The 26,476-nt window shown below is 56.1% G+C and carries 25 protein-coding genes; 4 read left to right on the plus strand and 21 right to left on the minus strand.

Features of this window, described 5'->3' with window-relative positions; translation table 11 throughout:
* Positions 1–441: 441 nt before the first annotated feature.
* Complete coding sequence (locus CHB65_RS09510; RefSeq protein ID WP_089384835.1) at positions 442–1,647, minus strand: hypothetical protein; 1,206 nt, start codon at positions 1,645–1,647, stop codon at positions 442–444.
* Between the two features lie 306 nt (positions 1,648–1,953).
* Here CHB65_RS09510 and CHB65_RS16895 point away from each other — a divergent pair, with 306 nt between their 5' ends.
* The 3 genes from CHB65_RS16895 to CHB65_RS09530 all read left to right on the plus strand — a co-directional run bounded on the left by CHB65_RS16895 (position 1,954) and on the right by CHB65_RS09530 (position 8,930).
* Complete coding sequence (locus CHB65_RS16895) at positions 1,954–8,064, plus strand: sacsin N-terminal ATP-binding-like domain-containing protein (protein WP_143420388.1); 6,111 nt, start codon at positions 1,954–1,956, stop codon at positions 8,062–8,064.
* Between the two features lie 257 nt (positions 8,065–8,321).
* A complete protein-coding gene (locus tag CHB65_RS09525) occupies positions 8,322–8,603 on the plus strand; it encodes a DUF433 domain-containing protein (RefSeq protein ID WP_089384838.1) in 282 nt (93 codons plus the stop codon).
* Positions 8,604–8,930, plus strand: a complete 327-nt coding sequence (locus CHB65_RS09530; protein ID WP_089384839.1) for a DUF5615 family PIN-like protein — start codon at positions 8,604–8,606, stop codon at positions 8,928–8,930.
* A gap of 333 nt (positions 8,931–9,263) precedes the next feature.
* Here the strand turns inward: CHB65_RS09530 and CHB65_RS09535 are convergent, their stop codons facing one another.
* Positions 9,264–11,483: a restriction endonuclease gene (locus CHB65_RS09535; protein ID WP_245809948.1), complete on the minus strand. Its 2,220-nt coding sequence runs from the start codon at positions 11,481–11,483 to the stop codon at positions 9,264–9,266.
* 257 nt (positions 11,484–11,740) lie between these two features.
* Here CHB65_RS09535 and CHB65_RS09540 point away from each other — a divergent pair, with 257 nt between their 5' ends.
* On the plus strand, positions 11,741–14,965 hold the full coding sequence (locus CHB65_RS09540) for a MarR family transcriptional regulator (RefSeq protein WP_089384840.1): 3,225 nt from the start codon (positions 11,741–11,743) through the stop codon (positions 14,963–14,965).
* A gap of 153 nt (positions 14,966–15,118) precedes the next feature.
* On the opposite strand, the gene CHB65_RS09545 is transcribed toward CHB65_RS09540, so the two are convergent.
* The 19 genes from CHB65_RS09545 to CHB65_RS09635 form a co-directional block, all read right to left on the minus strand.
* The gene (locus tag CHB65_RS09545) at positions 15,119–15,427 is read right to left on the minus strand and encodes a hypothetical protein (RefSeq protein WP_143420389.1); all 309 of its coding nucleotides are present in this window, start codon (positions 15,425–15,427) and stop codon (positions 15,119–15,121) included.
* Positions 15,428–15,974: 547 nt separating this feature from the next.
* Entirely contained in the window at positions 15,975–17,042 is a 1,068-nt protein-coding gene (locus CHB65_RS09550) for a tyrosine-type recombinase/integrase (protein ID WP_179213635.1), read from the minus strand.
* Positions 17,043–17,095: 53 nt separating this feature from the next.
* Entirely contained in the window at positions 17,096–17,716 is a 621-nt protein-coding gene (locus tag CHB65_RS09555; RefSeq protein WP_089384843.1) for a hypothetical protein, read from the minus strand.
* A 49-nt stretch (positions 17,717–17,765) separates the two neighbouring features.
* Positions 17,766–19,241 (minus strand): preprotein translocase subunit SecY, encoded by a 1,476-nt coding sequence (secY, locus tag CHB65_RS09560; protein WP_089384844.1) that lies wholly within the window; start codon positions 19,239–19,241, stop codon positions 17,766–17,768.
* A gap of 2 nt (positions 19,242–19,243) precedes the next feature.
* A complete protein-coding gene (locus tag CHB65_RS09565) occupies positions 19,244–19,738 on the minus strand; it encodes an uL15m family ribosomal protein (protein WP_089384845.1) in 495 nt (164 codons plus the stop codon).
* Positions 19,735–20,199 (minus strand): 50S ribosomal protein L30, encoded by a 465-nt coding sequence (locus tag CHB65_RS09570; protein ID WP_089384846.1) that lies wholly within the window; start codon positions 20,197–20,199, stop codon positions 19,735–19,737. The genes CHB65_RS09565 and CHB65_RS09570 overlap by 4 nt, the downstream gene beginning before the upstream one ends.
* A complete protein-coding gene (locus CHB65_RS09575) occupies positions 20,199–20,846 on the minus strand; it encodes a 30S ribosomal protein S5 (protein ID WP_089384847.1) in 648 nt (215 codons plus the stop codon). The genes CHB65_RS09570 and CHB65_RS09575 overlap by 1 nt, the downstream gene beginning before the upstream one ends.
* Entirely contained in the window at positions 20,839–21,396 is a 558-nt protein-coding gene (locus tag CHB65_RS09580) for a 50S ribosomal protein L18 (protein ID WP_089384848.1), read from the minus strand. The genes CHB65_RS09575 and CHB65_RS09580 overlap by 8 nt, the downstream gene beginning before the upstream one ends.
* Positions 21,396–21,857, minus strand: a complete 462-nt coding sequence (locus tag CHB65_RS09585) for a 50S ribosomal protein L19e (RefSeq protein WP_089384849.1) — start codon at positions 21,855–21,857, stop codon at positions 21,396–21,398. The genes CHB65_RS09580 and CHB65_RS09585 overlap by 1 nt, the downstream gene beginning before the upstream one ends.
* The gene (locus CHB65_RS09590; RefSeq protein ID WP_089384850.1) at positions 21,850–22,560 is read right to left on the minus strand and encodes a 50S ribosomal protein L32e; all 711 of its coding nucleotides are present in this window, start codon (positions 22,558–22,560) and stop codon (positions 21,850–21,852) included. Before CHB65_RS09590 ends, CHB65_RS09585 begins: the two co-directional genes overlap by 8 nt.
* A 2-nt stretch (positions 22,561–22,562) precedes the next feature.
* Complete coding sequence (locus tag CHB65_RS09595; RefSeq protein ID WP_089384851.1) at positions 22,563–23,096, minus strand: 50S ribosomal protein L6; 534 nt, start codon at positions 23,094–23,096, stop codon at positions 22,563–22,565.
* A gap of 2 nt (positions 23,097–23,098) precedes the next feature.
* Positions 23,099–23,491 carry a 30S ribosomal protein S8 gene (locus tag CHB65_RS09600; protein WP_089384852.1) on the minus strand — a complete coding sequence of 131 codons (393 nt, stop codon included), beginning with the start codon at positions 23,489–23,491 and terminating at the stop codon, positions 23,099–23,101.
* A gap of 2 nt (positions 23,492–23,493) precedes the next feature.
* Positions 23,494–23,667, minus strand: a complete 174-nt coding sequence (locus tag CHB65_RS09605) for a 30S ribosomal protein S14 (RefSeq protein WP_089384853.1) — start codon at positions 23,665–23,667, stop codon at positions 23,494–23,496.
* The gene (locus tag CHB65_RS09610) at positions 23,664–24,188 is read right to left on the minus strand and encodes a 50S ribosomal protein L5 (protein WP_089384854.1); all 525 of its coding nucleotides are present in this window, start codon (positions 24,186–24,188) and stop codon (positions 23,664–23,666) included. The genes CHB65_RS09605 and CHB65_RS09610 overlap by 4 nt, the downstream gene beginning before the upstream one ends.
* The gene (locus CHB65_RS09615) at positions 24,181–24,936 is read right to left on the minus strand and encodes a 30S ribosomal protein S4e (protein ID WP_089384855.1); all 756 of its coding nucleotides are present in this window, start codon (positions 24,934–24,936) and stop codon (positions 24,181–24,183) included. Before CHB65_RS09615 ends, CHB65_RS09610 begins: the two co-directional genes overlap by 8 nt.
* On the minus strand, positions 24,933–25,289 hold the full coding sequence (rplX, locus tag CHB65_RS09620; protein WP_089384856.1) for a 50S ribosomal protein L24: 357 nt from the start codon (positions 25,287–25,289) through the stop codon (positions 24,933–24,935). The genes CHB65_RS09615 and rplX overlap by 4 nt, the downstream gene beginning before the upstream one ends.
* Before the next feature lie 2 nt (positions 25,290–25,291).
* Entirely contained in the window at positions 25,292–25,690 is a 399-nt protein-coding gene (locus tag CHB65_RS09625) for a 50S ribosomal protein L14 (RefSeq protein WP_089384857.1), read from the minus strand.
* Positions 25,690–26,034, minus strand: coding sequence for a 30S ribosomal protein S17 (locus tag CHB65_RS09630; protein ID WP_089384858.1), 345 nt, complete (start codon positions 26,032–26,034; stop codon positions 25,690–25,692). The genes CHB65_RS09625 and CHB65_RS09630 overlap by 1 nt, the downstream gene beginning before the upstream one ends.
* Complete coding sequence (locus CHB65_RS09635; protein WP_089384859.1) at positions 26,025–26,471, minus strand: ribonuclease P protein component 1; 447 nt, start codon at positions 26,469–26,471, stop codon at positions 26,025–26,027. The genes CHB65_RS09630 and CHB65_RS09635 overlap by 10 nt, the downstream gene beginning before the upstream one ends.
* Positions 26,472–26,476 lie beyond the last annotated feature (5 nt).

Below are 26,476 nucleotides of genomic sequence, written 5' to 3' on the forward strand. Positions count from 1 at the left end.
TTCGGTTGCTCTGTTCTCAAGATTGCTCGGTGCGAGATACGCGCGTTGTATTCAGTACCGACCTCGTATCAGCCTTGAAGGATTTCAACAGAGCCTCATTAGCTGTTAAGTCGCTCCCCGGAGATCGGGGACCCGCTGTCCTCGAAGTCACCCGTAACTGTTACTCCGTCTTGGACAAAGGTGCGTTTCCAGACGTTATCGGTTCTAATTTGACGCATCCCTTGGATGATCATTGCTCATGTCGTGGCGGTGATTAGAATCGGGCGTGGATCCTAGATTTCACATTCTAAACAGTCAAGATGTCCGCATTGAGGCGTTAATTGACTGTGAGAACAAAGATGCGTCGACGATTCCACTATTGAGGCGCTGTTGTCGCAGCTTCCGAGTAACTGGCGGAAGACGAGTGAACAGAAACGACAGTTGATTTCTGTTGCAACTACCCTATGGCTCGCTTTCATCCTCTATCACGCGAGAAATGAGCGATGCGATGTCGTCTTCAAGACGTTCTGGTTCAGCAATCACATTGTATATCCAGTTCGTAGAGTAATACTCAATCCGAGTTTTGTACAGGATTTGACCGTAAGGAGTTAGTGTCCAGTTCGCATTCGAGTCCTCTTGGGTAACAGGGCGATTCACTACGGTGGAATCCGTGTAGGAAAGGATTCGAAGGGCACGCGTCTTGCTATGCCTATTGGCTTTTGTTTCGTTCAAATCCTGAATACTCGTCTTTCCATTCTTTCCCAAGAAGCAGACAAGTTCATCCAAGTCAACACTCCAAATTTCACGGTTCTGTATGTGGAACACGTCCTCTCTCAAATCCTTAGAAAGACGATCAATACTTCGGAGCTGTGTTTGGTTTACCAGTCTGGACACAATAGACTCTAAACCGGTCCGGTGAATGTCTTCTGAGGATGGACTTACAGCCGGTGGATCAGGATGTTCTGCTGGGTTCGGATCAGTTGATGATGATTTTGTTGGAGATTCAAGGTTAGTGGCAGTCTCCCCTCTCGTATATTCTTGCAAAACAGTGTCAACGATGGGTGGTGCGGGATCAAATCCTTGTTCACGTAGTAATTCTCGGATTTGACTTCGTTCCTCTCGGAAACCATCATCTTCGCGGGCTGCTCTACCTGCAGATACCAGTCGAGTCTCGTAGTAGTCTTCCAGTTCTCCAAACAACTCGGCCATGTTCCGCGCTTCGTTTTCCCAGTCACGGTCAGACTCTCCAATAAGCCCGATAATGATTCCCCAAACGAACTCTGCCGGTACCGGGTCGTAGTGAATGAACCGGATGAGACTCCCGATCTCAAAGCCGAGCTCTAACTCTGGGCCTGAGTGTTGATGTGCTGTTCGAGCGATCGGTGACTGTCGAACTACTTGTGAGCGGTTCGTGATAGAAAGAAGATCTTCCCAGAGGTCGTCATCAGCATTGTCTAGATAACCGTGGAAGTAAAGTAGCGAGATGTCGTCAACCAATTGCTGAAATCGGTCGGGGAGTTTTTTCGCTTTGGCATGAATCCGATCTTCCATATCAGAGACGGGAGCTGTACCTGAATCACCGGTCAAGAGAAATTGTTGTTCCTTCTCGGCTAAACTTCGATGCTCATCAGGGTCTGTTTCGATCGCATTCCAGAGGGGGTCGTCCATGTGAGGGGTGAATAAAACACGGGAAATATAGTTTGGGGGCTGTCCGAATCATGTTTCACCACGCACTAGAACCCTTCTCGCTCGGTCACACAGTTCAGAAATTTCTGAGAAACAAACAGGTAGAGGTGGATACCTCTAACATGCGGTCCCTGACGGATCGCTCAGTTAGTCAAAGCGTACCGAGTCTGAATCGCACGTATACTGAGTACTTCTACGAGATCACGGTCGAGACGGGTGGGTAGTGATAGCATCGTCGATAATGAGAGCGACAAAACATACTTATCAGATACTTTCGTAGTTCGGTGAGTGCCCATTACCCATCCGATGCGTTATGCGACGTGGCTTGAGCAGCGTGTGAATTCTCGGCTCAATGCTCTTGCAGATGCGGCTGAGGGAAATCAAAGTCTTCGTGATGCGTATGACGCTGAATTAACTAGCCATGGAAATAGCGAGGAGAAGATCGCTCGAAGTCATGAAGGAAGAGAGCTGATTGAATTAATACAAAATGCTCGGGATGCCATTCAACCGTCCGGGCCGGGCCAAGTCTATGTCGGAATCCTTGACGAAGGGATCCTAGTAGCGAACACTGGCAAGCCGTTCGATCTACTCGACGAAGATACGGAGCGAGCGGTGAAAATGATTGGTGAGTCCAATAAGACGGATCAAAAAGATGATGAAACAGCCGGCGTCGATTTGGACTCTGATTCTGTCGGTCACATTGGCGTCGGTCTCAAATCGACCGTTGCCGTCGGGGACGACTTTGAAGTCTGGTCAAGACGCGCCGAGGATTCGGATACCCTACGCGTTAGGTACAGTCGAGCTTACATCACTGCAGCGGTCGCAGCACGGTTCGGCCATGAACTACCAGCTGAACTAAATCTCGATGATGGACTAATAGGACCCTATTATGAAGCCGCTGAGAACGGTTTGTTTGATCCGCATGAACAGTTCAGCAGTGATCCCGTCCCCCTGAATGATGATCTCGGGAAAGCGCCTTTATTCTGGTTTCCGTGGCCGCTTGACCCGTCGTCACCTGGCCCATCGAATGCGACGCTTGCAGACCGAGCGAATAAGCTGCTGACTGCACCGCAGGAAGCTCTTTCTCAATTCGCAGAACCGCCCTCGGAACCGTTCCGAACGGCAGTCTTTATCGAATACAGGGACGATATGTGGCGGAAGTTGTTATCCGCGTTTGATATTCCGACTCCGATTGAGCCACCAAACGACCCAGCTGCGAGAGCCGATGAGCTTTGGGGTAAACTGTCGTATCACGGTGATCGGGCAGAAGGATTCGATCCAGAGACACTCATCAATCTCGGTAAAATAGATGATCTGTATCTTGAGCGAATTCCTCAAGAAGCGACTAATGAAACGGAGCACTGGCACGCCACTGAGACGACGCCCCAACATACAATTCCAGATGCGGGCATAAAGCATCGTAAATTCAAAGTCCAAATAACAACTGATGGTGGGGCTCAGTCGTTGACTTACGACAGTTACACAGCAGAATGGAATGGGACTGAAACGACACGACCACGAATCATTATTGAGCGCCCACGTACGGATGCAGATGGAACCGCGCGAGCAAGCTATCCGTTACATCTCTATTATCCTATTTCATCTACAGATGATGCACTCCCAGTCTGTTTCCACGGTCGGTTTCGAGTTACGACAGAGCGGAAAGATCTGAGCAGGAGTAGCGCTGAACACAACCAACGTGTCCTCAAGCACGGAGCAGAACTTTTCGGGCGGGTTGCGGGCGGAACAGCCATGCTCGCGTGTGATCCCGATACAGTAAATCACTGGAACCGGTATCCGTGGCTGTTGCTACCTGATACAGGCCCGGATCTGGATAGCGCGCCCCAATCACTAAAAGACACACCTGATCTCATTGCTCACTTTCATCGACAAATTGTCGAAGAACTACGCGAAGCGGTTGCAGTTCCAACAATAAACGGGCCTGAAAAGGTTGATAACATCATATTATATCCGTCGGGATCTGTTTTCAAATCGATCGCGGCATCTGTTGAGCTCGCAGAAAAGTCTGGAACTACAGCGATAACGACGGGAACAGATCCGGTTCCGACATCGGAGACACTCCGGGCTGCATTGACGCTGCAATCAAAACGAGACAACCCAGAGCGCCAGTCTCAGCGGTGGGAAGCATTCGTTGGGACAGAGCGAGCAACGACAGCGCTGAAAGAGTGGGCACAATGGCTGAGTTTCAATCTCACCGTCAACGAATCATCTGCATCGGAAACGTATGTGCAAACTCGAACTGTTAATCAACGCCACGGACAAGAACTCTTCGGGGGGCTGATAGAACTTGTCGAAGAAACAGCCGCTGAGCTGGATATATCGATTGCAACTCTGTTGAAGAAAGATTGGTTGGCGGACACGCTTCCGGGAGTGTATTTACTCCCCTGTGAGCAGGCTGGAAGCGATGAAACGGTTGAACTCGTGCCAATCGAACCGAGTCCCAGTGGTCAGATTGAGCGGGGAACCCAATCAACGCGAACCGTACTCTGGGGATTAGACCGCGAGTCACTGCCCTTTTTTTACCCCCCAGAACACGGGGAGTTCGATGTCTTCTTTTTTGATCAGGAGTCCCAACGCGGAGCGACAGATGTACTGAGCAAGGCTGGTAAGACTCGTACATGGGGTGTTCGTGAATACAATGACCTTCCGAATCTGTTCGAGGCCTTACTGCAGACATTCAAATCATCGAAGCGTGATCTTGATCTCGGGAGCGTTGCAGCTCTCGCTACGCTTGTCCCAAATCTAGAAGTCGATTCTAAAGGACTGGGTCAAACCGAGCTTTCCGTCGGCAGTCGCTCACACTTCGTCAGCGCATTATCCAATACAGATCGTCGATCACTGCTTCGACTCCGACTCGGGGTCCGTCGATCGGCGATTCGCGGAGCGGCTTTCCCCGACACGAAGCTATCTGATTTCTCACTACCTGATTCTTGGCAGCAGCTCCGTCATGAAGCGCTTCAGGCAGCTACAACAGATTCAGGGGCCGGCTCGAACACGCCAGAGGAGCCAGAATGGCAGGCTACCGGCGAATTCGGTCCAACCTCATTCCCCGATCCAACAGGAGATGCCGATGCTTGGGCTGGGTTTCCAGAAGACTTGACAGAGACTGAAACTCGTCGTGGACTTGCTCGCGCGATCTCGTTACTCGGCGTCAGTAGTCTCCCTGGCATTCGGTATCTTCCGCTACATGGGGAAACACATCCGCCACTCGACGAGGGAGTTCCTCACTGGCATCCCTCAGAATGGAGTGATGATACCCTGCCTGCTTGGGCAATGACTCACCGGGAAAGTCTTCGCTCAGCAATCGAAGCTACTGATTACACACAATATATTACGAGCTATAACTACCATCCCAAGACGACGATCAATCATCTCGGGTGCGAAAGGGCTCCGACAACTGCAGACTCATCGCACCAAGAATCGTATCTTATCGGTTGGACATGGTTCGACCCAGCCCAGTTAGCGACACTCAAAGCGAGTCCGGAACGGGTTCGGGCACTTCTTGATAGGTATAGCAACGAGTACCGTCAGAATCTGCTCACAACGAAGTGGTATTGCCGTCGGTATCATGGATGCTCGATGAGAGATACAACCGTCCCAACGGTCGCAAACCTACAGCTACGACAACTGCCGATTTGGGACTCCATCGTGAAGATAACCGACTCGCTTGAGGATCAGCAATCCTGGGAGTCACAGCGATCTCAGCTTAGTTGCGCTGTTATTCAGACAGAAAGTGGCGGTAGGGCAGGATGGCGACTATTCCCACATGTTGATCCTGACGATGAAAATGTGATTATAAGTGAGTCACTTCTCGCTGAATTTGGTGTTGTTCCGCTTGGTGAACTGAACGTTACGGGCGCAGAGCATCGGCTGCAGCAGGTACAAGCGGTACTAGCTGATGTTGATACAGATGAGTTGCAAGAAATAGACGAGCCAGTTCAGCTCTCAATTCCGTCCTCACAGGTAGAAAATTGGAAGCGGGCGTACTCACAGCTACTTCGCCCGATCCTTGATGCGTGGGATTCACCAGATGACGCTAATGCAGTTGAGGCGAAATTGGATGAGCTATTATCCACGCTCACGCATATTCCACTAAAACGAGAAGAAGAGTGGTATACGGCATCTATCGAGTGGATTCGTGACCACGGCGGATCAGCTGTCTGGCGGTACCCGCGTGAAAACCCTACCCGGTGGGTGCAAACAGCACTCTCGACTGCCTATGACGACCGACCAGGGTACCGGTTTGAACATCCAGTTCAACAGGCAGGGTTTGCTGAGTTCGCTGGTACGGCACTTGACATTCCATCGATTTCGGCCACGGAACCGCAACTGTCCGCTGAGGAATTTACTTCCCGAAAACGTCCTACAGGCGAGTTTGTAAGCCGGTCAAAACTAGAGGAGTGGACTGATAAGCTCGAAACACGTCTACCGCTTCTTTTGGCTATTATTTCGGCACGAAGTCACGACCGTCTTCAGTCTGCTGCAGAAACGCTTCAAGTTGGAATTAACAACATAGCTGTTATAGAGCAGTTACCGGCCGATATTCGCGCTGATCTTTCTGATCCCAAATCCGTCACGTATCTACTTCCAGATGAGAACGGGCCAAACTCTCACGACGAGCAGCGGAAAGGGATCGCTATCGTTGCTTCCGAGGTCGGCACGCCAGCCATCGGAGACCTTACTCAGGCAATTGCACTCCTTACGAAGCAGTTCGGACACCTGGGAACGATTCAGCATGTATTAGAGGCGGATGAGTATACCCAAGCACGTCGCCGACTTGAAGGAACATACCCTGTTGAGGATGCCGAACTATTCCTTGAGGAACAGCGCCGAACCAATCTTCGAAACCGCCTCGAACTTGCTGCTGATCTGCTTGATTGGCTCGAATACCAGCGACCACCGGTCGAGGGGGCAGCAAAGCAGTTGCAGGAGAGATCAAACGAAGAGACTGATCTCTTTGAGCGACTGAGTATTGATGTCCGAATCGACAGTGACCTTTCTGAACTACCGGATGAGCTTCAAACGTATCTCAACTGTTGCCGCAGTGCTGACCAGGCGGTTCAAGAGATAATTGCACTACTTTTCAACCCTGGACCTGAGGGGGCTACGGCGATTCGTGAACGAATCATAGAACTCCCACCAGGGAACCGTAAACAAGACCTCATCGAATGGTTCGCCGTTCATTCGCGTGAACTACCCGGTGATTTTGTTCCCTTGGCGCTCACTAACCAGTGTCGTCGGTTATCACACATCGACGCTGTGTGGATCGAGACGGATGCGGATTTCGTCCAATCACCGACTGATTGGCATGAGGCAGTAGAAAGCAAGGAGACGACGCTAACTTGGCACAAGGAACTACCAGGATACGCTTCCACCCAGGAATTCGGGACGTACTGGCTCGATCTCTGCAAAGGCGATCGCGTTACTGCACTACTCGACTGTCTTAAGTCTCAACTCACGAGTGAGATTCCGGATCAGACAGCAGCCGCTGTCTGCGATTACGTTATTGACGGCAAGCAGCTACCATCGCCGACTGAAGCGTCAGCCGATCATAAAGAACGAGCCTTTGCGTCTGCAACAAACTATCTCCGTAACAATGAGATCCATTCGCTAGATATTATCGATGATAAGTCAGTACCTGATACTGTTTCCCCTGAACCTTCTGATTCAACTAAACCCACCGGTGGTCCTGGCGGACAACCTCAATCTTTTACTGGCAGAGGAGAACTTGCTGAGGTTGCTGTCACACTCGAAATCCTAACTCGCACTGCTGCTTGGTTAGAAGAAGAATCGGGACGCGGAGAGATACTTATTGAGCAATTTAACAACTTGTATCAGACACAAACTAAAGACGGGAATAATGCTGTTAATTATAAATGGCATACTGAACGTCGCTGGGACCGCGATCTTCTCCAGCTACTCAATCAAGATTCAGAACGGCTTTTGAACGAGTTCATTAACTGGCAATCATCAATTTCAACCGACAGCTCCCTTGCTGATCTCGCGTCGGTTGCGTTGCTTGACGTATCAGAAGAACGAGGCCCAGGATTCGATATTATCGATCCAGTAACACGAGATGGTACCTCGTTTTCGCCACGCCCGGTCGAGATTAAATCCGTTGCAACTACTAACCCACCATTTAGCATCCGTTTATCTACCAACGAATATCAACAGTGTAAGCTCCACGTGAGTCAGTCAGATCACCCGTATATATTACGTATTGTCTACGTCCCATCTGATAATCCAACGATCGCTGCCTCAAAAGACGTTGCAACATATCAGATCACGAGTGTTGACGAACTCAATGCCGTCGTCGGAGAGCCATTTGATATGCAGGTACGTAGCGGCTATCTCCGACCCACACTTGACAAAAAGTAAATAAACCACAATTACTTCCGTTCCGAACCCTATGCCGCCGTATCTCCAAAATTCAGAAACCCAACACCAAGTCAGTCTCATAGTCCAGCAATCTCATCCAGATCTACTGGAGCCTGACGACCAAGAGATACGTCAACTAGTGCGTGCTAGAATCGAGCCGTGGGACGAACCGAGTCACCGCGTTGGATTCGCCGTCAAAGACCCTGTCTACTAACTGGGGAACTCTTATTGCCGGGTGACCAGTAGTTCAAGATGAGATGAGTACCACGGTTCGCATCGTAAAAACGCCCGACGTGCTTCACGGAAAGCCCCGAATTGAAGGGACGCGCGTCGGCGTCTTCCAGATCGGCACTCTCGTACGGGAGCGAGAGTGGTCCGTCGAAGATGCGGCTGCGCAGTTTGATATTGATGTCAGTCAGATTCAAGCTGCCGTTGAATACTATGACGAGCATCCAGAACTGATGGAAACCCTGCAGGCACAAGAAGAAGCCCGGCAGCAGGCCATGCAAGCGGAGAGTAGGTGTGCAGATCTCAAGTAGATGCAAATCCTCTGCGATCAGAACGTCCCGCAGAAGTACGTAGATGCGCTGAGTGATACTGGTGGCATCACTGTTTCCACGGTCCGGGAGAAACTTTCTGCCGACGCTTCAGATCAAGAGATCGCCATGTATGCTGCAGACAATGACTGGGTGATCCTCACGAACGATAGCGACTTCTTTGGTGACGGCCGCGAGTTCGGACTGCTCGTGTACAGCCAACTTGAGGACCCACGTCCCGGCGAAATTATCGATGCAGTTCAGGCTATCGACTCCGCTTACGAAACAAATTCCGAAGTCGTAGAAGTAGTACCTGATGGCTGGGTATAGTTACCCCTTAATAAAACAGGTGAACCACCTGAAATTCGAACAGTTAGAGCCACGTACGGGCCTTTCTTGAGGATCTGTATACCCTGATCTGAAGCACTGATGAGTACCTCGTTGAGAAGTAGCCGGCTTGTGTTCTTGGAGAGTCCTAACTGACAGATAATCAGCCTCAAGACCCTGCCGATTTTGAGCACGATCTTCGTCAAGTAGCACGTACTATGTATCTATACGTGGGAGTTGACGAACCACCAGAGTAGATCCGTGTTGCAGCGCTCAAACAGAGCGTACGCTGTCAGAAAATAATAATCGAATGAAAATTAGATGTGGAGTCGCTGACTACCGGAGTTCACTTAGTCGGCGCTGATCAGCGTCGGTAAGCAGTTGGACATCGTATTCGTCCTCAAGTCGGGCAATTTCTTCGAAGCAGTCGTGGGCTTCTGCCTCGTCTCCCTCGGCGAGATGCTGCTTGCCCTGCTGTCGTTTGACTTTCGCTAAGCCCTGTTTCCCAGCGTATCGAGGCAAGGTTCGACGGTAGTACTGAGCTGCCTGGTTAAGATGCTCCCACCACTCATCTGTCACGCCCACTTCCTGTTTAGTCGTCTTGGCGAGCTTCCAGTGTGTTTCCGCGAGTTGCCCTGCGACGTTCCGTTCTTCATAGTCTTTTGAGGCTAGTTCCATCGCCTCTTCCAAGAGACTCACTGCTTCGTGGATATCTGTCTCTGTGCTATCCTCAAGGAGTGTCTCCAACCGGGCTTGGCGTTGCAGTCCCTCGCTTTTCCAGATGACGTGGCCGCCGAGGTCAATACCGTATGCTGAGTCATCGTCGGGTGCACCGAGTTGAAGCATCCAAGTGCCGTTACGATCGATGAATTTGAGCTGCTGGACGTTTCCGTGCTGGTTTTCATGCCGAAGTAGCTGTTCACCAGCGGAAACGTCAAACAGATAGGTACTGCAGTCAGGATTGAACGTACTAGTGGCAGCGTATTTTCCATCGGGCGTGATTGCAACCGGCCCGATGTTCGAGTCGAACTCGTGTTTTACGAACTGGTGGCCAGACTCGTTGAAGATGTGGAAGGTACCGGAAAGTGTGTCACCCCAGTCAGTCCAATCGACGACCGCGACAGTTCCGTCGTTGGCAACAGCACAAGCGTTCGGCCGGTCGATCTCGGTCGTGAATCGGAGTTCGTCGTCCTCGAAGAGGAACACACGGCCGGATTCGAGGTTTTTGTCTCCAGTTCCGGACCGCCCATCTTGATACGCTGCAATGTATTCACCATTCGGGGCTGTGGTGGTCCGAGCGTAGTACCGGTTGTCGCCGTATTCAAATTCCATGCGATTGATACCCCGATCAGTCGTTGAGATAGCATCATCATCGTGCTGTGAGGCATCTCCCAGGTCAGGTACACTCTCAGTCTGCGTGTCTGATGCGTAGGACGAGGTGGCTGATGCTGTTTGAGACTGTGAATTGGTCTCGGAATCAGAGTATGTTTCCGCAGTCGTCGCGGTATCCGGAGCAGAAGAGGAGTCTGTTTCTGGATCATTATTCGCCGACCCGTCGATTGAGCGGCGTCGCCACAGATACAGACCAGCAGGGATGATCGCAAGCAGCCAGATGAGTGACGTGACGACGTATGCCCACCAGTACTGCGGCCAGTCATAGGATTCTCGGACGTGTCTCGCGTCAAGAAAGAGTGCTACTGGGAGTCCGAACCAGACGGTGAGGAAGGTGATGGCCCACAGTGTTTCAGGTAGCGTTTCGACGCCGAAGAACGCGACGATCCAGCCTGGAATCGCTACTATGATGACTTTCTCCCAGAGTGTGGACGGAACTGGTCCCGAGCGTGTTTCGGTCCCTAGTTCTGATTCAGGTTGCGCCGTCGGTTCAGCTGTCTCTTCTTGAGAATCGTTTACCGCATCTGTTTGCTTCTGTGGATGCTCATTACTATGTTCAGACTCAACTGTCGTCACGAACTCAAGGTAGTTATCCACGAGATCGAGTGCGTCGTACTCAATGACGAGGGATACGAGGTTATCGCCATTGATGAGTTTCACGTTGAGCCGGTCCGCCAGATCACGGGCTTGGCTGGTAAATTCGTTTGTCGTCACCAGGACAACCTTATCGACGCCACTGTATTGCTGGCCGAGACTCGCATACTGCTGAATATCAGGAGATCCAACAGTCGTGTTGGGTCCATACCGCTTTGCCTGAATCAGCGTCGTCTGCTCGTACGGGTGTTGTTTGCGAGCGGTAACGTCAACCCCTTCGTCCATTGCTGCCGAAGAAACCTCTGTTTGCCAGCCCATGCGGTCCCAGAGATCCGCGATGAAGTGCTCGAAATCGTACGGATCCATCTGCTGCAGAACCGTTTTCAACTCATTAGCGTTTTCAATCGGACCGTCATCAAGCGGGAGTTCGTCAAGGCGGTGCTGTGTGGACTGGGGTGACGGCTCATTTGAGTCGCCTGCGCGTGAGGAGTTTGAGTTATCGTCTTTCCCAGCGTTTCGAATAAATCGGTACAGTTCTCGGTAGAGGAAGTAGCGTAGAAATCGTTTCATTCTGATCTATCCTCGCGTTGAACTCGCGCCCCTTCCTGTTGGTATTTCATACCGGCACGTTGGCTGTTTCTTGGGACGTAAACATAATAATGAATCCGGGAGTCAAAATAAATCGTTTGAGACCTGAGAGTGATCCTGATGATAGATTCCTCATTCTTAAGAAGTATTTAAAAGCGCGAGGAAATATACAATTGAATCGATTGAAATGTATAATTGACGTAACTTCCAGATACTAATTGGATTTTTTGACGAATGCGATGAGTAGCGATCAGCACGATAGTAAGACGAACAGCGACAAAAGTAACGGAACGTCACGCCAGCCCTCGGTTCGGACAGGAGCTTGGAACGAGGTAGACTTTACCAACCCAGAAACCGACACGTATCCGTCAGCGTGGCTCGAACGCGAACAATGGATGGGGCACCGCGACAAGCGCCCCTTCGCACCGTGGGGGGACCAAGATCACCCTGAAGCTGCCCCTGGCGTAGATGCGCGATACAAGTGGAGCTTATCGGAGAACTACCTCGATGGTGAAGAGATTGCAGTGGTTGAGGATCACCCGTCACTTGATGGCCGCGTGTTCATACAGCACGAAGAAGATCCCTTTGCATTCATCGACGGTGATAATATCCGCGATCCCGAGACTGGTGAGGTCCATCCAACGTTCATAGCTATCCTTGAACATCTCGGCCTCACCTACGCAGACGTATCCATCTCAGGGACAGGCATTCACGCACCTTATCTCGCACCCGACGGACTCCCAATCGACGGGAAGGAACAGGCATCTTTTCCGATCGATACTGAGCCCTGGGGCACGAACGATGAGCTCCCTAGCATCGAAATTTACGCGAACACGCACGTCTGCGTAACGACTGGCCTTCATGTACCAGGAACCCCAGGTGACATCCGTGAATGGAACGCCGACGCGCTGGAATCGATTTTACGAGCGAATGGCTACGACGATACGCCCGAGGTCAACCACGATACGAACCGTGACTGGAGCGATCTCGATGAATACGAACCCGATGCCACGGCAGTTGACGAAACTACCGAAGATGTCCGAGACGTGCTTGCGGCCATCGACCGTCTTCGACCGCAAGATGTTCCGCTAGAAACTCATCCAGTCGGTACCGACTCAACCGGATGGGAAACCTGGGATCCCAGCACGTACCGGTACTCAAGCGGAAAGGATTCACTCCATACCCCTGACCGTAAAACATTCTATGACCACAAGCAAGGTGAAACGTTCGGGGTGCTCAAACTGTTCGCACTTGAGCAAGGTATCCTGTCACGCCCCGGTGAGCGCCTTGCCGGCGAGAAGTGGTGGGAAGCCATCGAGAAGGCCCGGGAAGCTGGCGCGCCGATCCCGAGGTATGTCGGTGAACCGGAACCAGTCGGAGTGTTACCACCTGCTAAACGTGACCTTACGATCGCCGCTAGTGGATGGGATTGGAGACAGGCAGCCAAGCAAGATGAAGAAACACTCACGGTCTCAGAGGCACGGCAACGTACGACTGACGCGATCGCTAAAGCGTACACGTCGTATCAGCGTGTGCTGGTCGAAGCACTTCCAACGATGGGGAAGTCCTACGGTGCGGTGAAAGCCGCTGCCGAGACTGAAACACCAGTCACGATTCTCACCGGCCGAGGACACAAAGAGCAGTACGATCAGTTCACGAAGTGGTGCGATGAGTTCGACCTGAAGTACTACACACTCCCAAGTTTCACTCGTCACTGTAGTACCGCCAACGGCACGCATGGCGACGACTGGGCTGACACGGTTCTTAACTGGTACGTACGCGGTGCAACCCCGAAGAAGATCCACAAGACCGCCGAGTACGTTCTTGATCGCCCGCTCCCCTGTCATGAGCACGAACACCAACGCTGCCCGTACTCCGATAAATGGGACTTTGAGCCGGACGAATTCGATGTCCTCATCGGCCACTACGCACACGCCTACAAACCAAAGGTAACTATTGGACGAGCCGTCGTGTTCGATGAGTTCACCGATACATACGAAACGACGCTTGATTCGAACCTGCAACGCGCTGTCTCATACTGGCTTGAAGCCACGCCTGAGGTACCCTTTGACAGCTACACGGATCTCATCGAAAACCGCGACGATCAGGACCGGCGAGGACAGGCACTCCACTGGTTCATACACAATGGTATCGAACCTGACGAAATGTCCGTATTCGACGACGACAGCGCACATGCTGCAGCTCCGATCGCAGTATACACACTACTTGCCAGTGACGACCTGGGCAATGGATTCGAGCATGCCGAAATTGACGACGGTGGGGTTGCAGTCTTCAATCGGGAAGTCGGAGAAGTCTCGATTCTACACACGCCTGGGTTGGACTACGCCAGCAGCGTCGTTGCCCTTGACGGTACCCCTACGAAGCGTATGTGGGAGCTCGCACTCGGTGAATCACTCACATACCGACCCGTACTCGAAAAAGAAGAACGGGCAGAGTATATCCGAGATGCCCTCAACCTGAATCTTGTGCGTACGACGGAGTACATCAAGCCCTACAATCCAAGACCCGAGTACGCGGAAGATCGCATCGCCATCGAGAAAGATGCTGCACTGCTCGATGCAATCGTCGAGAAACACGATCAGCGTCCCGCCCTGATCACGACTACGACCGCGCTCAGAGAATACGACAGAGCAGGGGTGATTGATTTTGATCTTACCGCTGCAACCGGCGACCGCGTTAAGGACGGTCCTGTTGACTGCGTGAAGTGGTACGGAGATGTACTCGGTAGTAACGAATTTGACGAGACTCGTCTTGGTGTCGTGATCGGGTCAAACCATTACGGCGACGAGTTCATTAAAAAATGGGGAGCTTACGCTGGGCAAGCCGTCGAACGAAACGGTGAGAAAGGCAGTGAACTCTCGTACGGTCGATTTGGCGACCAAGTGCTCCAGCACATGCGCGAGCACGACACGCTTCAAGCAGCGATGCGATTCGGTCGTGACGGCAGGGGCGCAGTCGTCTACGTCCATACGGATACGCTTCCCGAGTGGGTACCACTCGTCGGTGAAGGGCGAGTCGTGACGACTTGGAGCGACGGAATGAAAGCCGTCGTCCACGCGCTCGAAGAGCTTGGCGAGGCGACGACCGCCGCGATCGTCGAGCATCCGGCTGTCGATCTTTCCCGACAACAAGTCTTCAACCATCTCGAAACACTCCGTGAACGTGGCGTGCTTACCCGGGAACAAGACGAGGAAGATGGGCGTCGAGTCGTATGGCGTGATGAAGGCCTTCATTGCCTCGGCGAGCACGGCGATGTAGACCTCGATTCCGTCGAACTGGAAGAGCTTGATGACGATGAGGAGATTCGTCAACTGGCACGTACTAGCACCTATACGTGGGAGTTTACGAACCTGCCCGGAGAAAAACCGAGCCCCAGTACTCAATCCGATCACTCGCCATCAGCTGGTGACGGTCAGCGGGGGATCGAAGGTAATCCTACGTGATACGGCCGTTAGCTCCGGAGCAGGAACTGAGTAGTCGCTTGATCATAGGAGTTAGCAGAGACACTCGATAGTTTTGCTCCATCCATTTTCAACGGCTGAGGGAGAGATGCGGTAATGGATACAAGATGTGCGTTGCACGAATTACGGAGCTATTCACTGTAGTTGTTTGCGCACCTCGTCGATATATTCTGGCTTGAGCCGGTGCGAGACGTGTCTGGTATTATTTTCAATCTCACTATCATCGACCCACTTGATGACCACCATATGTCTGGGGTATCTTGACGTTCGACGTATCACAGCGTTCATCCCGTTCTTTGTGAGTTCAATGCCGTAATCTTCTTTCAGTCGCCGACGTACCTCGACACCCCAGAGGGCTTCCCCGTCAGCATCAGCCAGTACCTTCAGTATCGCTTGTTGGTATTCCGTCAGGCTAGTCAAGTCCATTTCAGTATTACTGGTCATCTCTTATCGACTTCAGACAGATATAATATCAAACTTTCTATAAGATAAATCAGACGGAGTGTGTAGCCTCGACATCTTGCACGGTTGATTTCAATATGTCCGCTGCGCTAGTTGGCGTCTAGGTCGTCACTAAGCCAATCAGTCAATACAGAGTGTGACTTCATCAGGTTGATCTGGATGCCCATCTAATCCGAGATTCCATAGCTCGGTCAGATCGACGAGCATCCCGACGGTCATTAACTGTTCAGTCGCTCTCTGCAGATCAGAAACGTGCCGTTCTCGAAGTCCCCAGTAATCATCAGTCCGTCTCCGACACGAGATGCGTTTTCGGGCACTATCGATTCGAATCTGACGCCCTTCTGGATGGTCGAGAACTACATCATGCCGCTTACCGGAGTGATGTGATGGATCCCAGGGTTCAACGATGCACTCTACAAACGACTCGTATTCGGAAGTCGTGAAAGGTTGGGGATGACTGGGCATTTGTATCCGTACTAGTGGATATGCGTGCTTGAAAAGATATGTATATCAAAACCTCATCAACAAATTACTGCATAGCTTTCTGATAGTCCCTCGCTATTTGGGCGTCATCGTCTTCCACGTATGCCATCGTCTGCTGTATACGGGCATGACCGGCGATCCGCCGCACCTGATGCAGATCTAATGACTCACAATCGTTCACCCAATGCGAGATCGCTGAGCGGCGAATCCGATGAGTGGTCACAAACCACTCTTTAACCTCGTCATCGGGGGTGGGATTAGGTGGCCGTAACGGACGCTGCACTCCGGCATTCCTAGCAGCCTGTTTAACCACATTATTGATCTGCGGTCCCGGCATCTCGTTCTTATGTGTGGTGACCAGAATACGTCCGGAGTTGGGTTCCGCTGCTGAAGAAAACGAATGCCTAACCCGAGTACACCATCGTTTGAGCTGGAAACGGAACTCTTCGGGAAAGTAGACATCCCGTCGGATCTGTCCGCTGTGTTCTTTTACGTTCAGCTTCGCGCTCCGAACGTTGATGCTACACTCATCCCAGTCAATATTCTCGATTCGTAGCCTCGATAGTTCGACGCTCCGACAACCAGTGTACCAATTCAGACGGACCGCAATCTCGTTGCGTTCTTTGGTCGGTCGTGTTTTTCCCGGCACCGAATCGAAGAGGCGTTCTACCTGTTCCGGTTTAAGAGCCAAAATCTCCCCTGCACCATCCCGAACACCCTCAATATCGCCTGCAGAAAGATCGTGTTGTAGCTTGTACTCAGCTTTGTTCTCGAAAATATCGTAATCCTGCTTGAGGTCGATCGTACGCTTGTCCGGGCACGGATGTCCATTAGCGAGTTCAAGCCGATCGTCTGCAGCATCATTCTCAACGATGCTGTAGAACGACTGTACTGAGCGGTAATACGAGCCAATAGTCGTATCGGCCAAATGCGTGTTTACTTGGATGTATCCTTTAACATCCTCTGTGGTAGCCGCAAGGGGATCAATATCGTTTGACTCACAAAACGCCAGCCAGTAGCGGACCTCACGTCGCCGTGTATCGATCGTTGACTCTTTTGTACGCTCTTTCTGCTGTTGTAGACTGGAGAGATACCGTCCAAGCAACTCTTCCATCTCTCCCGAAATCTGTTTGTCTTCGGGACTAGCGTACTGACCTTTGGTATTTCTCATAGTCGCATCCAATGTCGTTTACCGCTCACAAGCCCACTGTGGACGTTCTCTGTCGTTTCATTTTCGAGGTAGCAGAGCGCTTCTCTGACGAGGTAGGTGTGTTCTTTCATTTCGGTTGAGAATCGTTGCGCACGCCCATCGATCGATAACTGCGGATCAGCACGGCTGGCCTCAACGATGTAAGAGATGTACTCTTGTGGTTCTCTACCCCCCATACCATCCATTTCTCTGAGTACACGGTCAGGGATGTCGTTTGGATAGGTCGGTAGACGTGGGAGAAGGTCCATGGCGAGGTCCTCGATGTCCCTGTCAGAAATTTCACCTGCTTGAGGAGCGGACATTGTATCGACCTTATGCTCAACAGAGGTCAAAGACTGACGAAGGTTCTCAAGCTGATCAAGGACTGGAGAGAGGTCCGCGTCGCCATCACCAGCGGTCACAGCGAAATCGTCGATCGCTTGTGTCGGAACGTATTCGTCATTAACTTCTCTGTCAACTGCCCTACGGACGAGTGACGAGAGTGTCTCGTCGTCATCAAGGGCGTCTTGCCACTCCTTTTTCTTACTGGGAGTGACCCGGACGTTGAGTTTGACTTTCCTGTGGGCACCGTCAGGCATGCCCCCGGCTACGCAGACTCAATAAATAAAGACTGGGACCCCAATGGGGTTACTCTCGGCCGAACATCTGGCGCATCATCGGATGCATCTCCATCAGCTGTTCTTCGGCGATCTCCTCGTACAGCTTGTACGTGATCGAGACCGCTAGCAGCAGTCCAGTTCCCTCGACACCGCCGATAGTGCCGAGCATGTTCGCCATGACGGCGAGCACGCCGACGAGCGCACCACCGATGACGGTCACCTGCGGGATGTACCGCTCCATGACCTTCTCGACGACCTGTGGATTACGCCGGAAGCCGGGGATCTGCATCCCGGAGTTCTGGATCTGCCGCGCGGTCGCCTCCGGGCCCATGCCGGTCGTCTCGACCCAGAAGATCGCGAAGATCGCGCCGCCGATGACCATGAACGTCAAGTCGACGGTGATCCGGACGGCGATCATCCACGGCTCAACACCTGCCGGAAGCTCCCCGAGGAACCACATCCAATCGGTCGGCTGATGGATGGGGTTCAAAAAGTAAAACAGGCCGTCGATAGGCTGCCCCTGCTCGCCGTAGACGCCGAGCCATGCGGGCATTCCCGCCCACTGTGAGTGGAGGATCTGCCCGAAGAACTGGATGTTCGCCTGCAGCGCACGCACGAGGATCATCGGCAGGACCGACGCGTAGATGAGCTTCACCGGGAACCGACCCCGAGCACCCTTCACGCGGGCGTGGGAGAGCGGGATCTCGACACGAACCGACTCCGCGTAGACGACGACGGCGAAGATAAACACCGTCGTGAACAGGGCGAGCACCTGCCCGGGATCGAAAAGCAGCTGTTCGAGCCCAGCCGGCGTGAGCGGCGATTCGAGCGGTACGTCGCCGAGGATGATCCCGAACCAGCTCGCGAAGAAGCCGGTCTCACCGAGCGCCGAGAAGCTGAAGAAGCCGCCGATGATCTGCTGGCTCACCGCGGCGATAATGAACAGCCCGACGCCGGATCCGACGCCCCACTTGCTCACGATTTCGTCCATGAACAGGATGAGGACCCCGCCGATGAACACCTGCGTGAATATCAGCAGCTCGACCCCGAACTCGCCGATCCCTAATGCGGCCGCGACGGCCGGATCGGATGGAAGGAACTCGCCGGTAAACACCATCGGTGCCGCCGTCAAGGCGGTGACGATGATGACGAGCAGCTTCTGGAGGCCCTGATAGAGGACCTGGTCACGTGGGTCGTTCGTATCGAGCCCGAGCAAGTTGGCACCGCCGAGCAGCTGCAGCACGATGGATGCCGTGACGATCGGGCCGATCCCGACCTGCAACAGCGAGCCGTGTTCGCCCGCAAGCACCGAGCGGAACTGCCCGAAGAAGTCCGTCCCCTGACCGGCCGCCAACCCGAACGGGTTGATGTTGGTCAGGAAGAAGTAGACGATCAAGATACCGGCCGTCCACGCGAGCTTCCGCTTGAACGGAACGTGACCCGCCGGACGCTCCACGACGGGGAGCCGCGTGAGCACCGGTTCGGCGACCTCCTTCCAGCTCATACTTACGCCTCGTCAGCCTCGTCGTCTGAAGTGTCTTCTGGTTCGTCGGCGGATTCGGCACGTTCCGAGAGGACGGCCGCACCGCCCGCCTCCTCGATGAGCTCGACCGCGCTCGCGGTGAACGCGTCGGCCGTCACGTGCAGTTCACGACGAACCTGTCCGGAACCGAGCACCTTGACGACGTCGGCCTCGTAGCCATCCTCAACGATATCGCGTGCGTCGATAACGTAGCCATCCCCGTCGGTCTCGGCGAGATCCTCCGCGACGTACAGCGCCGCGTCCTCATCGAGCTTCTGGACGGTGACCTCGACGACGTCGGCGACCGAGTCCTCGGGTCGTTTGAACCCGTGTTTGCCGAGCGGGCCGTAGTTGTGGAACTCGTGTTTCGAGCGGCCGGCCGCACCGCGACCACCGCGGTGACCGGCACCGCGCCGATTCTTGTGCGTACCGCCGCCGTGCGTGCGGGAACCGCGTTGTCTCCGTTTCTTGTTCGTCATCGCATGGCCTCCAGAAGTGCGTCGATCTCCTCGGTCGTGTGACGGCCGAGTTCGCCGCCCTCGACGACCGGGTGTTTGATCCCGTCGTGACCGCCGCGGGGAGCGTGCAGCCGCAGTGTCGGGGAGAGTCCCTGCTCGCGCAGGGTCGTCTCCTCGTCCACGAGTGCGGCAGCGAGCGCGTCGACGTCGTCGTAGTCGGTGTGTTCGCTCACCCACTCGTCGTCGATATCAGCGGCGCCTTCGAGCGGCTCGCCGCGGCGACTGATGAGCAGCGCAACCGTCTCGGCGCTCGGTTCGCCGAACGCCACGAGGTCGTTCACCTTCGTGATCATCCCGCGGTAGGAATCGGTCTCCGGAACCAGCGTGGCGTGATTGACCCGCCCGATGTTGAGCATATCGAGCGTGTCGGTTACCTCGTAATTCACGTTAACCTCGCCGCGGAGCTGGACGATCGCCTGCATCACTCGCTCACCCCATCATAGTGCACGCGACGGGCGTGCTCGGGCGTACGCGACTGTGCGGCGTTCTCCAACGCGTTGAACGTCGCCTTCGCGAGGTTCACCGTCGTGCGGGTGTTGCCATCGGAGTTCGTCCAGGCGTCCTCGACGCCGGCGAGCTCCAGGATGTTTCGAACCGTCTCTGCGGCGGCCAGCCCGAGCCCCTGTGGGGCGGGCTTGATCTCGACGGTGACGGAACCGGCCTTGCCGGTCGCCTTCCGCGTCAACGAGTTCGTGCCGCCGGGCTGGTCCTCCCAGGATCCCGAGCCGCGGTCGACTTTGATGATGTTCAGCTTCGCGACGTCGATCGCCTTCTGGATCGCGCCGCCGACCTGATCGTCTCGCGCCTGAGCGAATCCGAGGTAGCCGTCGCGGTTGCCCACGGCGACCACACAGCGGAACTTCACCCGCCGCCCGGAGTCGGTCATTCGCTGGACCATGTTGATGTCCAGCACTTCGTCTTCGAGCCCCGGGAGGAGCTGGTCGACGATCTCGGCCTCCTTCAGCGGGAGTCCGGAGTCGAGCGCCTGCTCCATCGACGTGATGTCGCCGTCCTGTACCTTGCGGCCGAGCCGCGTTCGCGGTTCCCAGCCGTCGTTATGTCTACTCATGGTCCTCCTGTAGGGTGGAGAGCACCTCATCGAAGTGCTCGGGTAACGCGGTCGCGTCGAACTCCCCAGCGTAGAGCGGCTCGTCGAGCTGCTCGGCGTACGCAGCGATATGCTCGCCACGCGTGCGCGACCAGTCGGCCAGCACGTCGTCGTTGTGGGGGATCTCGAGGCCCGCGTCGATCGCTCCTTCCTGTACTGCAAACGTCTTGTTGCCGGGGGTCGCCGTGTTGAGCCCGATGTCGAGGACGGCCTCCTCGAGGCCGGCATCGACGGCGCGAGCGCCCGCGAGGTAGCCCGTCAGGTACGCGCTGGGAAGGTTACCCGTTGGGGCTTCCCAGCCGTACGCCGCGAGGTCCTCGCTGGAGGCGGCCGCATGGGTCTCATCGCCGTTCGGTCCGGGAGTCACCAGCTGCGCCCTGACGTGAGCGTTGCTCACCCGGGCGACCAGGCGAGGCTTGCCCGATTTCAACAGGCGCAACCGCTGATGGTAATCCGTCCGGACCTCTCGGCGGCGCCGCATCGGCACCTTGTATCGTGGTCCTGTTGCCATTAGTCCGTCACCTCATAGCCGTACTGCGTCCGGATGTACGCCTCCAGACGCGCGACGTCCTCGAACTCGCCACCGCTCGCTTTGTTGTAGAGCTCACGGTATTCGGACGGGTCAAGGACGTCCTCCTCATCACGAAGTTCGCGAAGGCGGCGTCGCTGTGCGCGAATGCGCGCCTTCCAGTCGTCCTTCGTGTTCTGTCGAGCGCCGGCTTTCCCTTTGCGGGTCCCGGCACCCGAGCGATGCCCGTACGAGCGCTTTTCGGCGCGCTCACGGGCACGGCCGCGCGAGTTCGTCTTCGCGTCCTTCGCGCGGATCGTCCCTCGGTCGATCAGATCGCGAATGTCTTCACGCGTGATGGCGTCCGCGATCTCCTCCTGTGCGTCGGGGTCGAGCCACACGCGGCCCTTGCCGACATCGAGTTCGTCGGCCGCGAGCCGCTTTTGTGCCTTCAGGTCACTCATCGTCCACCTCCACCTCGATGTAGGTCGGGTTGAGCACGCGGATCTCGCGTTCTTCGGCCTCGTCTTCGATCAGCTCGCGCTTTCGCGCGCCGACCTTCGAGGCGATGCGAACCGCCTGCGTGTCGCCGTCGACGCCTTCGAGGTCGTCCACGTTGTGTACGCGAACCTCCTCGAAGCCGCTCGGATGCAGGCCGCGCGCCGGCTTCGGCGAGCGGAAGCCCGCCTCGACGACGTCGCCTTTGCCCTTCATCCGACGGCGCTGTTTCGAGAGCCCGCCCCGCGGCTTCCGCCACGAGGTCGGGACGCGTTTCTTCTTGTGGTAGTCCTGCCGGTTGAACTGCGGTTTGCCCTCGCGATGCTTCTGTGCGAGCGCGCGAGCGGTCTCATCCGACAGCGTCGGCGTGCGGTCAGCGTGACCGCGGGGACGAAGCTCCGTCTCGACGTCCGACTCCTCGTCGTCCGCGTCGGCTTCGTCCTCCTCGTCGCTCTCGTCTTCGATCTCCGCGTCGGCCTCCTCGTCGACCTCGAGGCCGCCGACATCGGCTTTAATACGCGCGGCGAGCGCGTTGCCGATGCCGTCGACGTCGGAGAGTTCCGACTGGGAGGCCGCCTTCACGTCCTCGACCGTCTCGTAGCCGGCCGCCCGAAGGGCGTCCGCCTTCGACGGGCCGACACCGCTGATGTCTTCGAGTTCCTCGGACATGGTTAGGCACCTCCAGTGGGTTTCTCGACGATGTACACGCCGTCCTGGAAGACGCGCGTGTCCTTGTCGGTCACTTTCGTCAGCTGTTCGATGTCGGCTGCGGTCTGCCCGACGGCCTCCTTGTCGGAGCCCGAGAGCGTGACCGTCTCGCCGTCGACCTGTACGTCGGTGTCGCCGCGGATCGGTGTCCGGCGTGCCGCTCGTTCACCGAGGAAGTTCTCGATGACGACCTCATCGCCCTGCACGGAGACCTGCATCGGGAAGTGAGCGTAGTACACCTCCATGGTGTACTCCCATCCCTCGGTGACACCGTGGATCATGTTGGCGATGTGGCTCTCGAAGGTGCCGACGGTGGCGTTCGTCTTCGCGTCCTCGTTTTCGGTCGCGATGACGATGGCGTCGCCGTCGACGCTCACGTCGATATCGGGGTACCAGAGGCGTCGCGTGACGCTCCCGTTTGGCCCCTCGACGGTGAGCTCGAGGTGGTCGACCTCGGCTGAGACGTCGTCCGGAATGTCGATTTCGATTCTGTTCATTGTTAGTAGACGTATGCGATCACTTGGCCACCGATGCCCGCCTCGCGGGCCTCGTAGTGGCTCATGATGCCGTGGCTCGTCGTGACGATGAGCGTCCCGTAGTCACGGGCGGGGAGGAACCGCTTCTCCCACTTTTCGAACTCATCCGCGCCCGCCGAGTAGCGGGGTTTGACGGCGCCACACTCGTTGATCGCGCCTTTTAATTCGACCTCGAACTTCCCGGCTTTCCCGTCGTCGACGAACTCGAAGCCGTCGACGTACCCGCGGTCATAAAAGACCTCGAGGACGGAGCCGATGATGTTTGAGGCGGGCTCTACCGTGAACGACAGGTGGCCAACGCTCTCGGCATTGTCCATGCCGGCGAGCGCGTTGGCGAACGGATCGTTTCCTGCCATGATTAGCTGTACTTCTCGAATCCCATGTCTCGGGCGACCTCGCGGAAACACTGCCGGCAGAGGTTGATGTCGTACTTCCCGACGAGCCCCTGCTTGCGGCCACAGCGCCGGCACTCGTTCAGCTGGCCGGTCCGTTTCGCCGCGTGTTCACCCGTCTCTTCGTTTGCTTCGCTCATTCGGTAACCTCGACGTCGAAGTTCGCTTCGAGGAACGCGATCGCGTCCTCGGCGGTCATCCGGTGATTCGACGGGATCGACCGGCTCGCCTTGTCGCGTTTGGCGACGCGATAGCCCGGACGGACGATCGTCGTCGTCACGTCGAGCCCGTAGATCCCGACGTTCGGGTCGTACTCCTGGCTCGGGAAGTCCGTGTGATCGGCGATCCCGAAGCTCAGGTTCCCCGTCTCATCGAACTGGCCCTTCGTGACGTCCACGAGCGACAGCGCGGTCTCGAGGAACGCGTGGGCGTCCTCGCCGCGCAGCGTCACCTTGACGCCGATCGGGTCGCCCTTGCGGATGCCGAACTCGCCGACGGTCCGCTTCGCGGTCGTCCGAACCGACTGCTGGCCCGTGATCGCCTCGATGATCTCCTCGGCGTCCGCGAGCGGGTCACCGCCGCGGCCGACGCCCATGTGGACGACGACCTTCTCCAGATACGCCTCACGCATCTCGTGGGAGGCGGTCTCGGCTTCACTCATCGGAATCACCCGCCTCGTCGGCGTCGACCTCCTCGGTCGTCGCATCCGGCGCGTCGTCGTCCGTGAAGTTCTCGTCGATGACGACGAGGTACTCCTCGACCGTCTCGTAGCCGCCGTCGTCATCGCTGACGACGACGCCGTTCGAACCCGAACCGAGCGTGACGTCGATCGACTCGATCTCGCCGATTCGACCGGCGTGCTGGCCGGCGACGGCGGTCACGAGCGCGCCCTCCCCGTACTCGAAGTGGGCGACGATCTCCTTCGACTCGTTGTCGATGACGATCGAGTCCTTCGTGGCGTAGTCCGTGTCGGCGTCGACGCGGACGTTCGTCCCGTCATGGAGCGTCAACTGGATCTCGCCGCCGGGAACGACCGTCTTGTTCATCACCTTGCCGAGCCGACCGTCCGCGGCGGACGCGTCGATGGGCGTCAGCGCGAGTCGGCCACCCTCGTCGGGGAAGACCCGGAAGTACTCCTCACGCGACGGGAACGACAGGATGTCGAACATCCCGATCGGCCGTCGTTCGTTGGAGACCGGATCCCCGTTCACGAGGACCGCGTCGTTGTTCAGCGCATAGCGCGCCTCCTTTTTCGAGTCGACGTAGCCGAGCACGTCACGCAGCAACACAACGAGGGGGACCCCGGCTTCGCCGTGGGGGCCCGCACCCGCCTTCACCGTGAACGTGTTCGTCTTCCGTTCGACCGGCCAGGAGTTCGGTACCGCCAGTCGTTTCTGATGTCGCGTCATTCGTCGTCCTCCTGGAGCCGCGCCGCACGGCGCTCGTCCTCGAGGTCCAGTTCGGTCACGCGGACGTTGCTCGCCGGGAGCGGACGGGGAACCTCCTCCCCGTCCGCCTTCTCGACGGTGACGTCCTCGACGGTGATCCGTCGTGAGGACAGATCCACGGCGATGACCTCGCCTTCCGTACCGGCGTGGTCGCCGCGGAGCACCTCGACGGTGTCGCCCGCGTTGACGCGGACGTTCCGCTGACCGTACTCCTCACGGAGGTCGTCCGTGAGCGTGGCCCGGACCCGCTTCTGTCGCTCGTGCAGCGACGCGGTCTCCGACCGTTTTCGTTGTTTACGTGGCTGTTTCGTCATGGTTATACGATCATCGTCGCGGTGGACGCGATGCTCCCGTAGCGCTCGGCGACCTCGCGGGCGACGGGACCTTTGATCTCCGTGCCGCGTGGTTCATCGAGGTCATCGATGATGACGGCCGCGTTGTCCTCGAAGCGGACGCGCAGGCCGTCGGGACGGCGGATCGGCTTGCGCTGGCGGACGACGACCGCCTCCAGCACCTGCCGCCGCATCTCCGGGGTTCCCTTCGTCACCGAGACGGTCACCTTGTCGCCGATCCCCGCCTTCGGGTGGCGGCTCTTCACGCCGGAGTAGCCGGCGACGGAGATGACCTTCAGCTCACGCGCGCCGGTGTTATCCGCACACGTGATGAGCGACCCCTTCGAGAGACCCTGCGTGATGTCGGCTTTGAGCGCCTCCATCACCGATCACCCGAGAGGTTCTCGACGACGACGTGTGATTTCGTCTTCGAGAGCGGTCGCGTCTCCGCGATTCGTACTTCATCACCGACTGCGAGCGGCTCGAGCACGCCCGGCACGTGGGCCGGGATGCGCGAGCGACGTTTCATGTACCGGTCGTATTTCGGCACGAAGACGTCGTATTCCCGCTCGACGATGACGGTCTTTTCCATGTCCGTCGACACGACCGTCCCCTCTCGGAGCTGGCCGCGGACGGGAAGCTCCCCATAAAAGGGACACTTCTCATAATCGTAATCCTCCGGGTCGTCTGGTTCCGGAGGCGTGGGTACGTCGATTCCTATCGCCATTGTGTAACACCTCGTTCGGTGCGTTCGGCGGGCCGGTCCCGCAACCGCGTGCCATCCACCGTCACGTAGACCGCGTCTTTGCACTCGCCTCGCTGGCTCGCCGGATCGGCGTCGGTGACGCCGCCTCCGGACGGGCCAGACTGACGGGGGCGGACCCCCGCAGTATCCGACCCGAGTTGGGACGCGGACCCCGACGACTGGCCGTCGTCGGCGGCTTCATCTGTGCGGACGGTCGCCTCCTCGACGACCATAAACTCGAACGTCGTGCCCGATTTGGGCACCCGTTTGTCCCCCGAGCCCGTGCGGATCACGAGCGTCCGCTGTGTCTCACCCGACGTTCGACCGGCGAGCCCGACGTGGGCGTCGCTGTCGGCGTCGACCACCCGAACCGGGAGGCCGATGAGTTCGTGTCGTGTGAGGGTTTCGGGGGAGATCATTCGTA

Origin of the sequence: Halorubrum vacuolatum, assembly GCF_900188065.1 — an archaeon.
Taxonomy (GTDB): Archaea; Halobacteriota; Halobacteria; order Halobacteriales; family Haloferacaceae; genus Halorubrum; species Halorubrum vacuolatum.

What these genes read in the sequence shown, in the direction of transcription:
- CHB65_RS09595 (WP_089384851.1), bottom strand. Translation starts at nt 23,096, where the DNA reads ATGAACAGAATCGAAATCGACATTCCGGACGACGTCTCAGCCGAGGTC.
- CHB65_RS09545 (WP_143420389.1), bottom strand. Translation starts at nt 15,427, where the DNA reads ATGACCAGTAATACTGAAATGGACTTGACTAGCCTGACGGAATACCAA.
- CHB65_RS09630 (WP_089384858.1), bottom strand. Translation starts at nt 26,034, where the DNA reads ATGGCGATAGGAATCGACGTACCCACGCCTCCGGAACCAGACGACCCG.
- rplX (WP_089384856.1), bottom strand. Translation starts at nt 25,289, where the DNA reads ATGACGAAACAGCCACGTAAACAACGAAAACGGTCGGAGACCGCGTCG.
- CHB65_RS09510 (WP_089384835.1), bottom strand. Translation starts at nt 1,647, where the DNA reads ATGGACGACCCCCTCTGGAATGCGATCGAAACAGACCCTGATGAGCAT.
- CHB65_RS09555 (WP_089384843.1), bottom strand. Translation starts at nt 17,716, where the DNA reads ATGCCTGACGGTGCCCACAGGAAAGTCAAACTCAACGTCCGGGTCACT.
- CHB65_RS09580 (WP_089384848.1), bottom strand. Translation starts at nt 21,396, where the DNA reads ATGGCAACAGGACCACGATACAAGGTGCCGATGCGGCGCCGCCGAGAG.
- CHB65_RS09605 (WP_089384853.1), bottom strand. Translation starts at nt 23,667, where the DNA reads ATGAGCGAAGCAAACGAAGAGACGGGTGAACACGCGGCGAAACGGACC.
- CHB65_RS09625 (WP_089384857.1), bottom strand. Translation starts at nt 25,690, where the DNA reads ATGGAGGCGCTCAAAGCCGACATCACGCAGGGTCTCTCGAAGGGGTCG.
- CHB65_RS09540 (WP_089384840.1), top strand. Translation starts at nt 11,741, where the DNA reads ATGAGTAGCGATCAGCACGATAGTAAGACGAACAGCGACAAAAGTAAC.
- CHB65_RS09585 (WP_089384849.1), bottom strand. Translation starts at nt 21,857, where the DNA reads ATGAGTGACCTGAAGGCACAAAAGCGGCTCGCGGCCGACGAACTCGAT.
- secY (WP_089384844.1), bottom strand. Translation starts at nt 19,241, where the DNA reads ATGAGCTGGAAGGAGGTCGCCGAACCGGTGCTCACGCGGCTCCCCGTC.
- CHB65_RS09575 (WP_089384847.1), bottom strand. Translation starts at nt 20,846, where the DNA reads ATGAGTAGACATAACGACGGCTGGGAACCGCGAACGCGGCTCGGCCGC.
- CHB65_RS09565 (WP_089384845.1), bottom strand. Translation starts at nt 19,738, where the DNA reads ATGACGAACAAGAAACGGAGACAACGCGGTTCCCGCACGCACGGCGGC.
- CHB65_RS09570 (WP_089384846.1), bottom strand. Translation starts at nt 20,199, where the DNA reads ATGCAGGCGATCGTCCAGCTCCGCGGCGAGGTTAACGTGAATTACGAG.
- CHB65_RS09600 (WP_089384852.1), bottom strand. Translation starts at nt 23,491, where the DNA reads ATGGCAGGAAACGATCCGTTCGCCAACGCGCTCGCCGGCATGGACAAT.
- CHB65_RS09590 (WP_089384850.1), bottom strand. Translation starts at nt 22,560, where the DNA reads ATGTCCGAGGAACTCGAAGACATCAGCGGTGTCGGCCCGTCGAAGGCG.
- CHB65_RS09610 (WP_089384854.1), bottom strand. Translation starts at nt 24,188, where the DNA reads ATGAGTGAAGCCGAGACCGCCTCCCACGAGATGCGTGAGGCGTATCTG.
- CHB65_RS09550 (WP_179213635.1), bottom strand. Translation starts at nt 17,042, where the DNA reads ATGGAAGAGTTGCTTGGACGGTATCTCTCCAGTCTACAACAGCAGAAA.
- CHB65_RS09635 (WP_089384859.1), bottom strand. Translation starts at nt 26,471, where the DNA reads ATGATCTCCCCCGAAACCCTCACACGACACGAACTCATCGGCCTCCCG.
- CHB65_RS09530 (WP_089384839.1), top strand. Translation starts at nt 8,604, where the DNA reads ATGCAAATCCTCTGCGATCAGAACGTCCCGCAGAAGTACGTAGATGCG.
- CHB65_RS09535 (WP_245809948.1), bottom strand. Translation starts at nt 11,483, where the DNA reads ATGAAACGATTTCTACGCTACTTCCTCTACCGAGAACTGTACCGATTT.
- CHB65_RS09525 (WP_089384838.1), top strand. Translation starts at nt 8,322, where the DNA reads ATGAGTACCACGGTTCGCATCGTAAAAACGCCCGACGTGCTTCACGGA.
- CHB65_RS09615 (WP_089384855.1), bottom strand. Translation starts at nt 24,936, where the DNA reads ATGACGCGACATCAGAAACGACTGGCGGTACCGAACTCCTGGCCGGTC.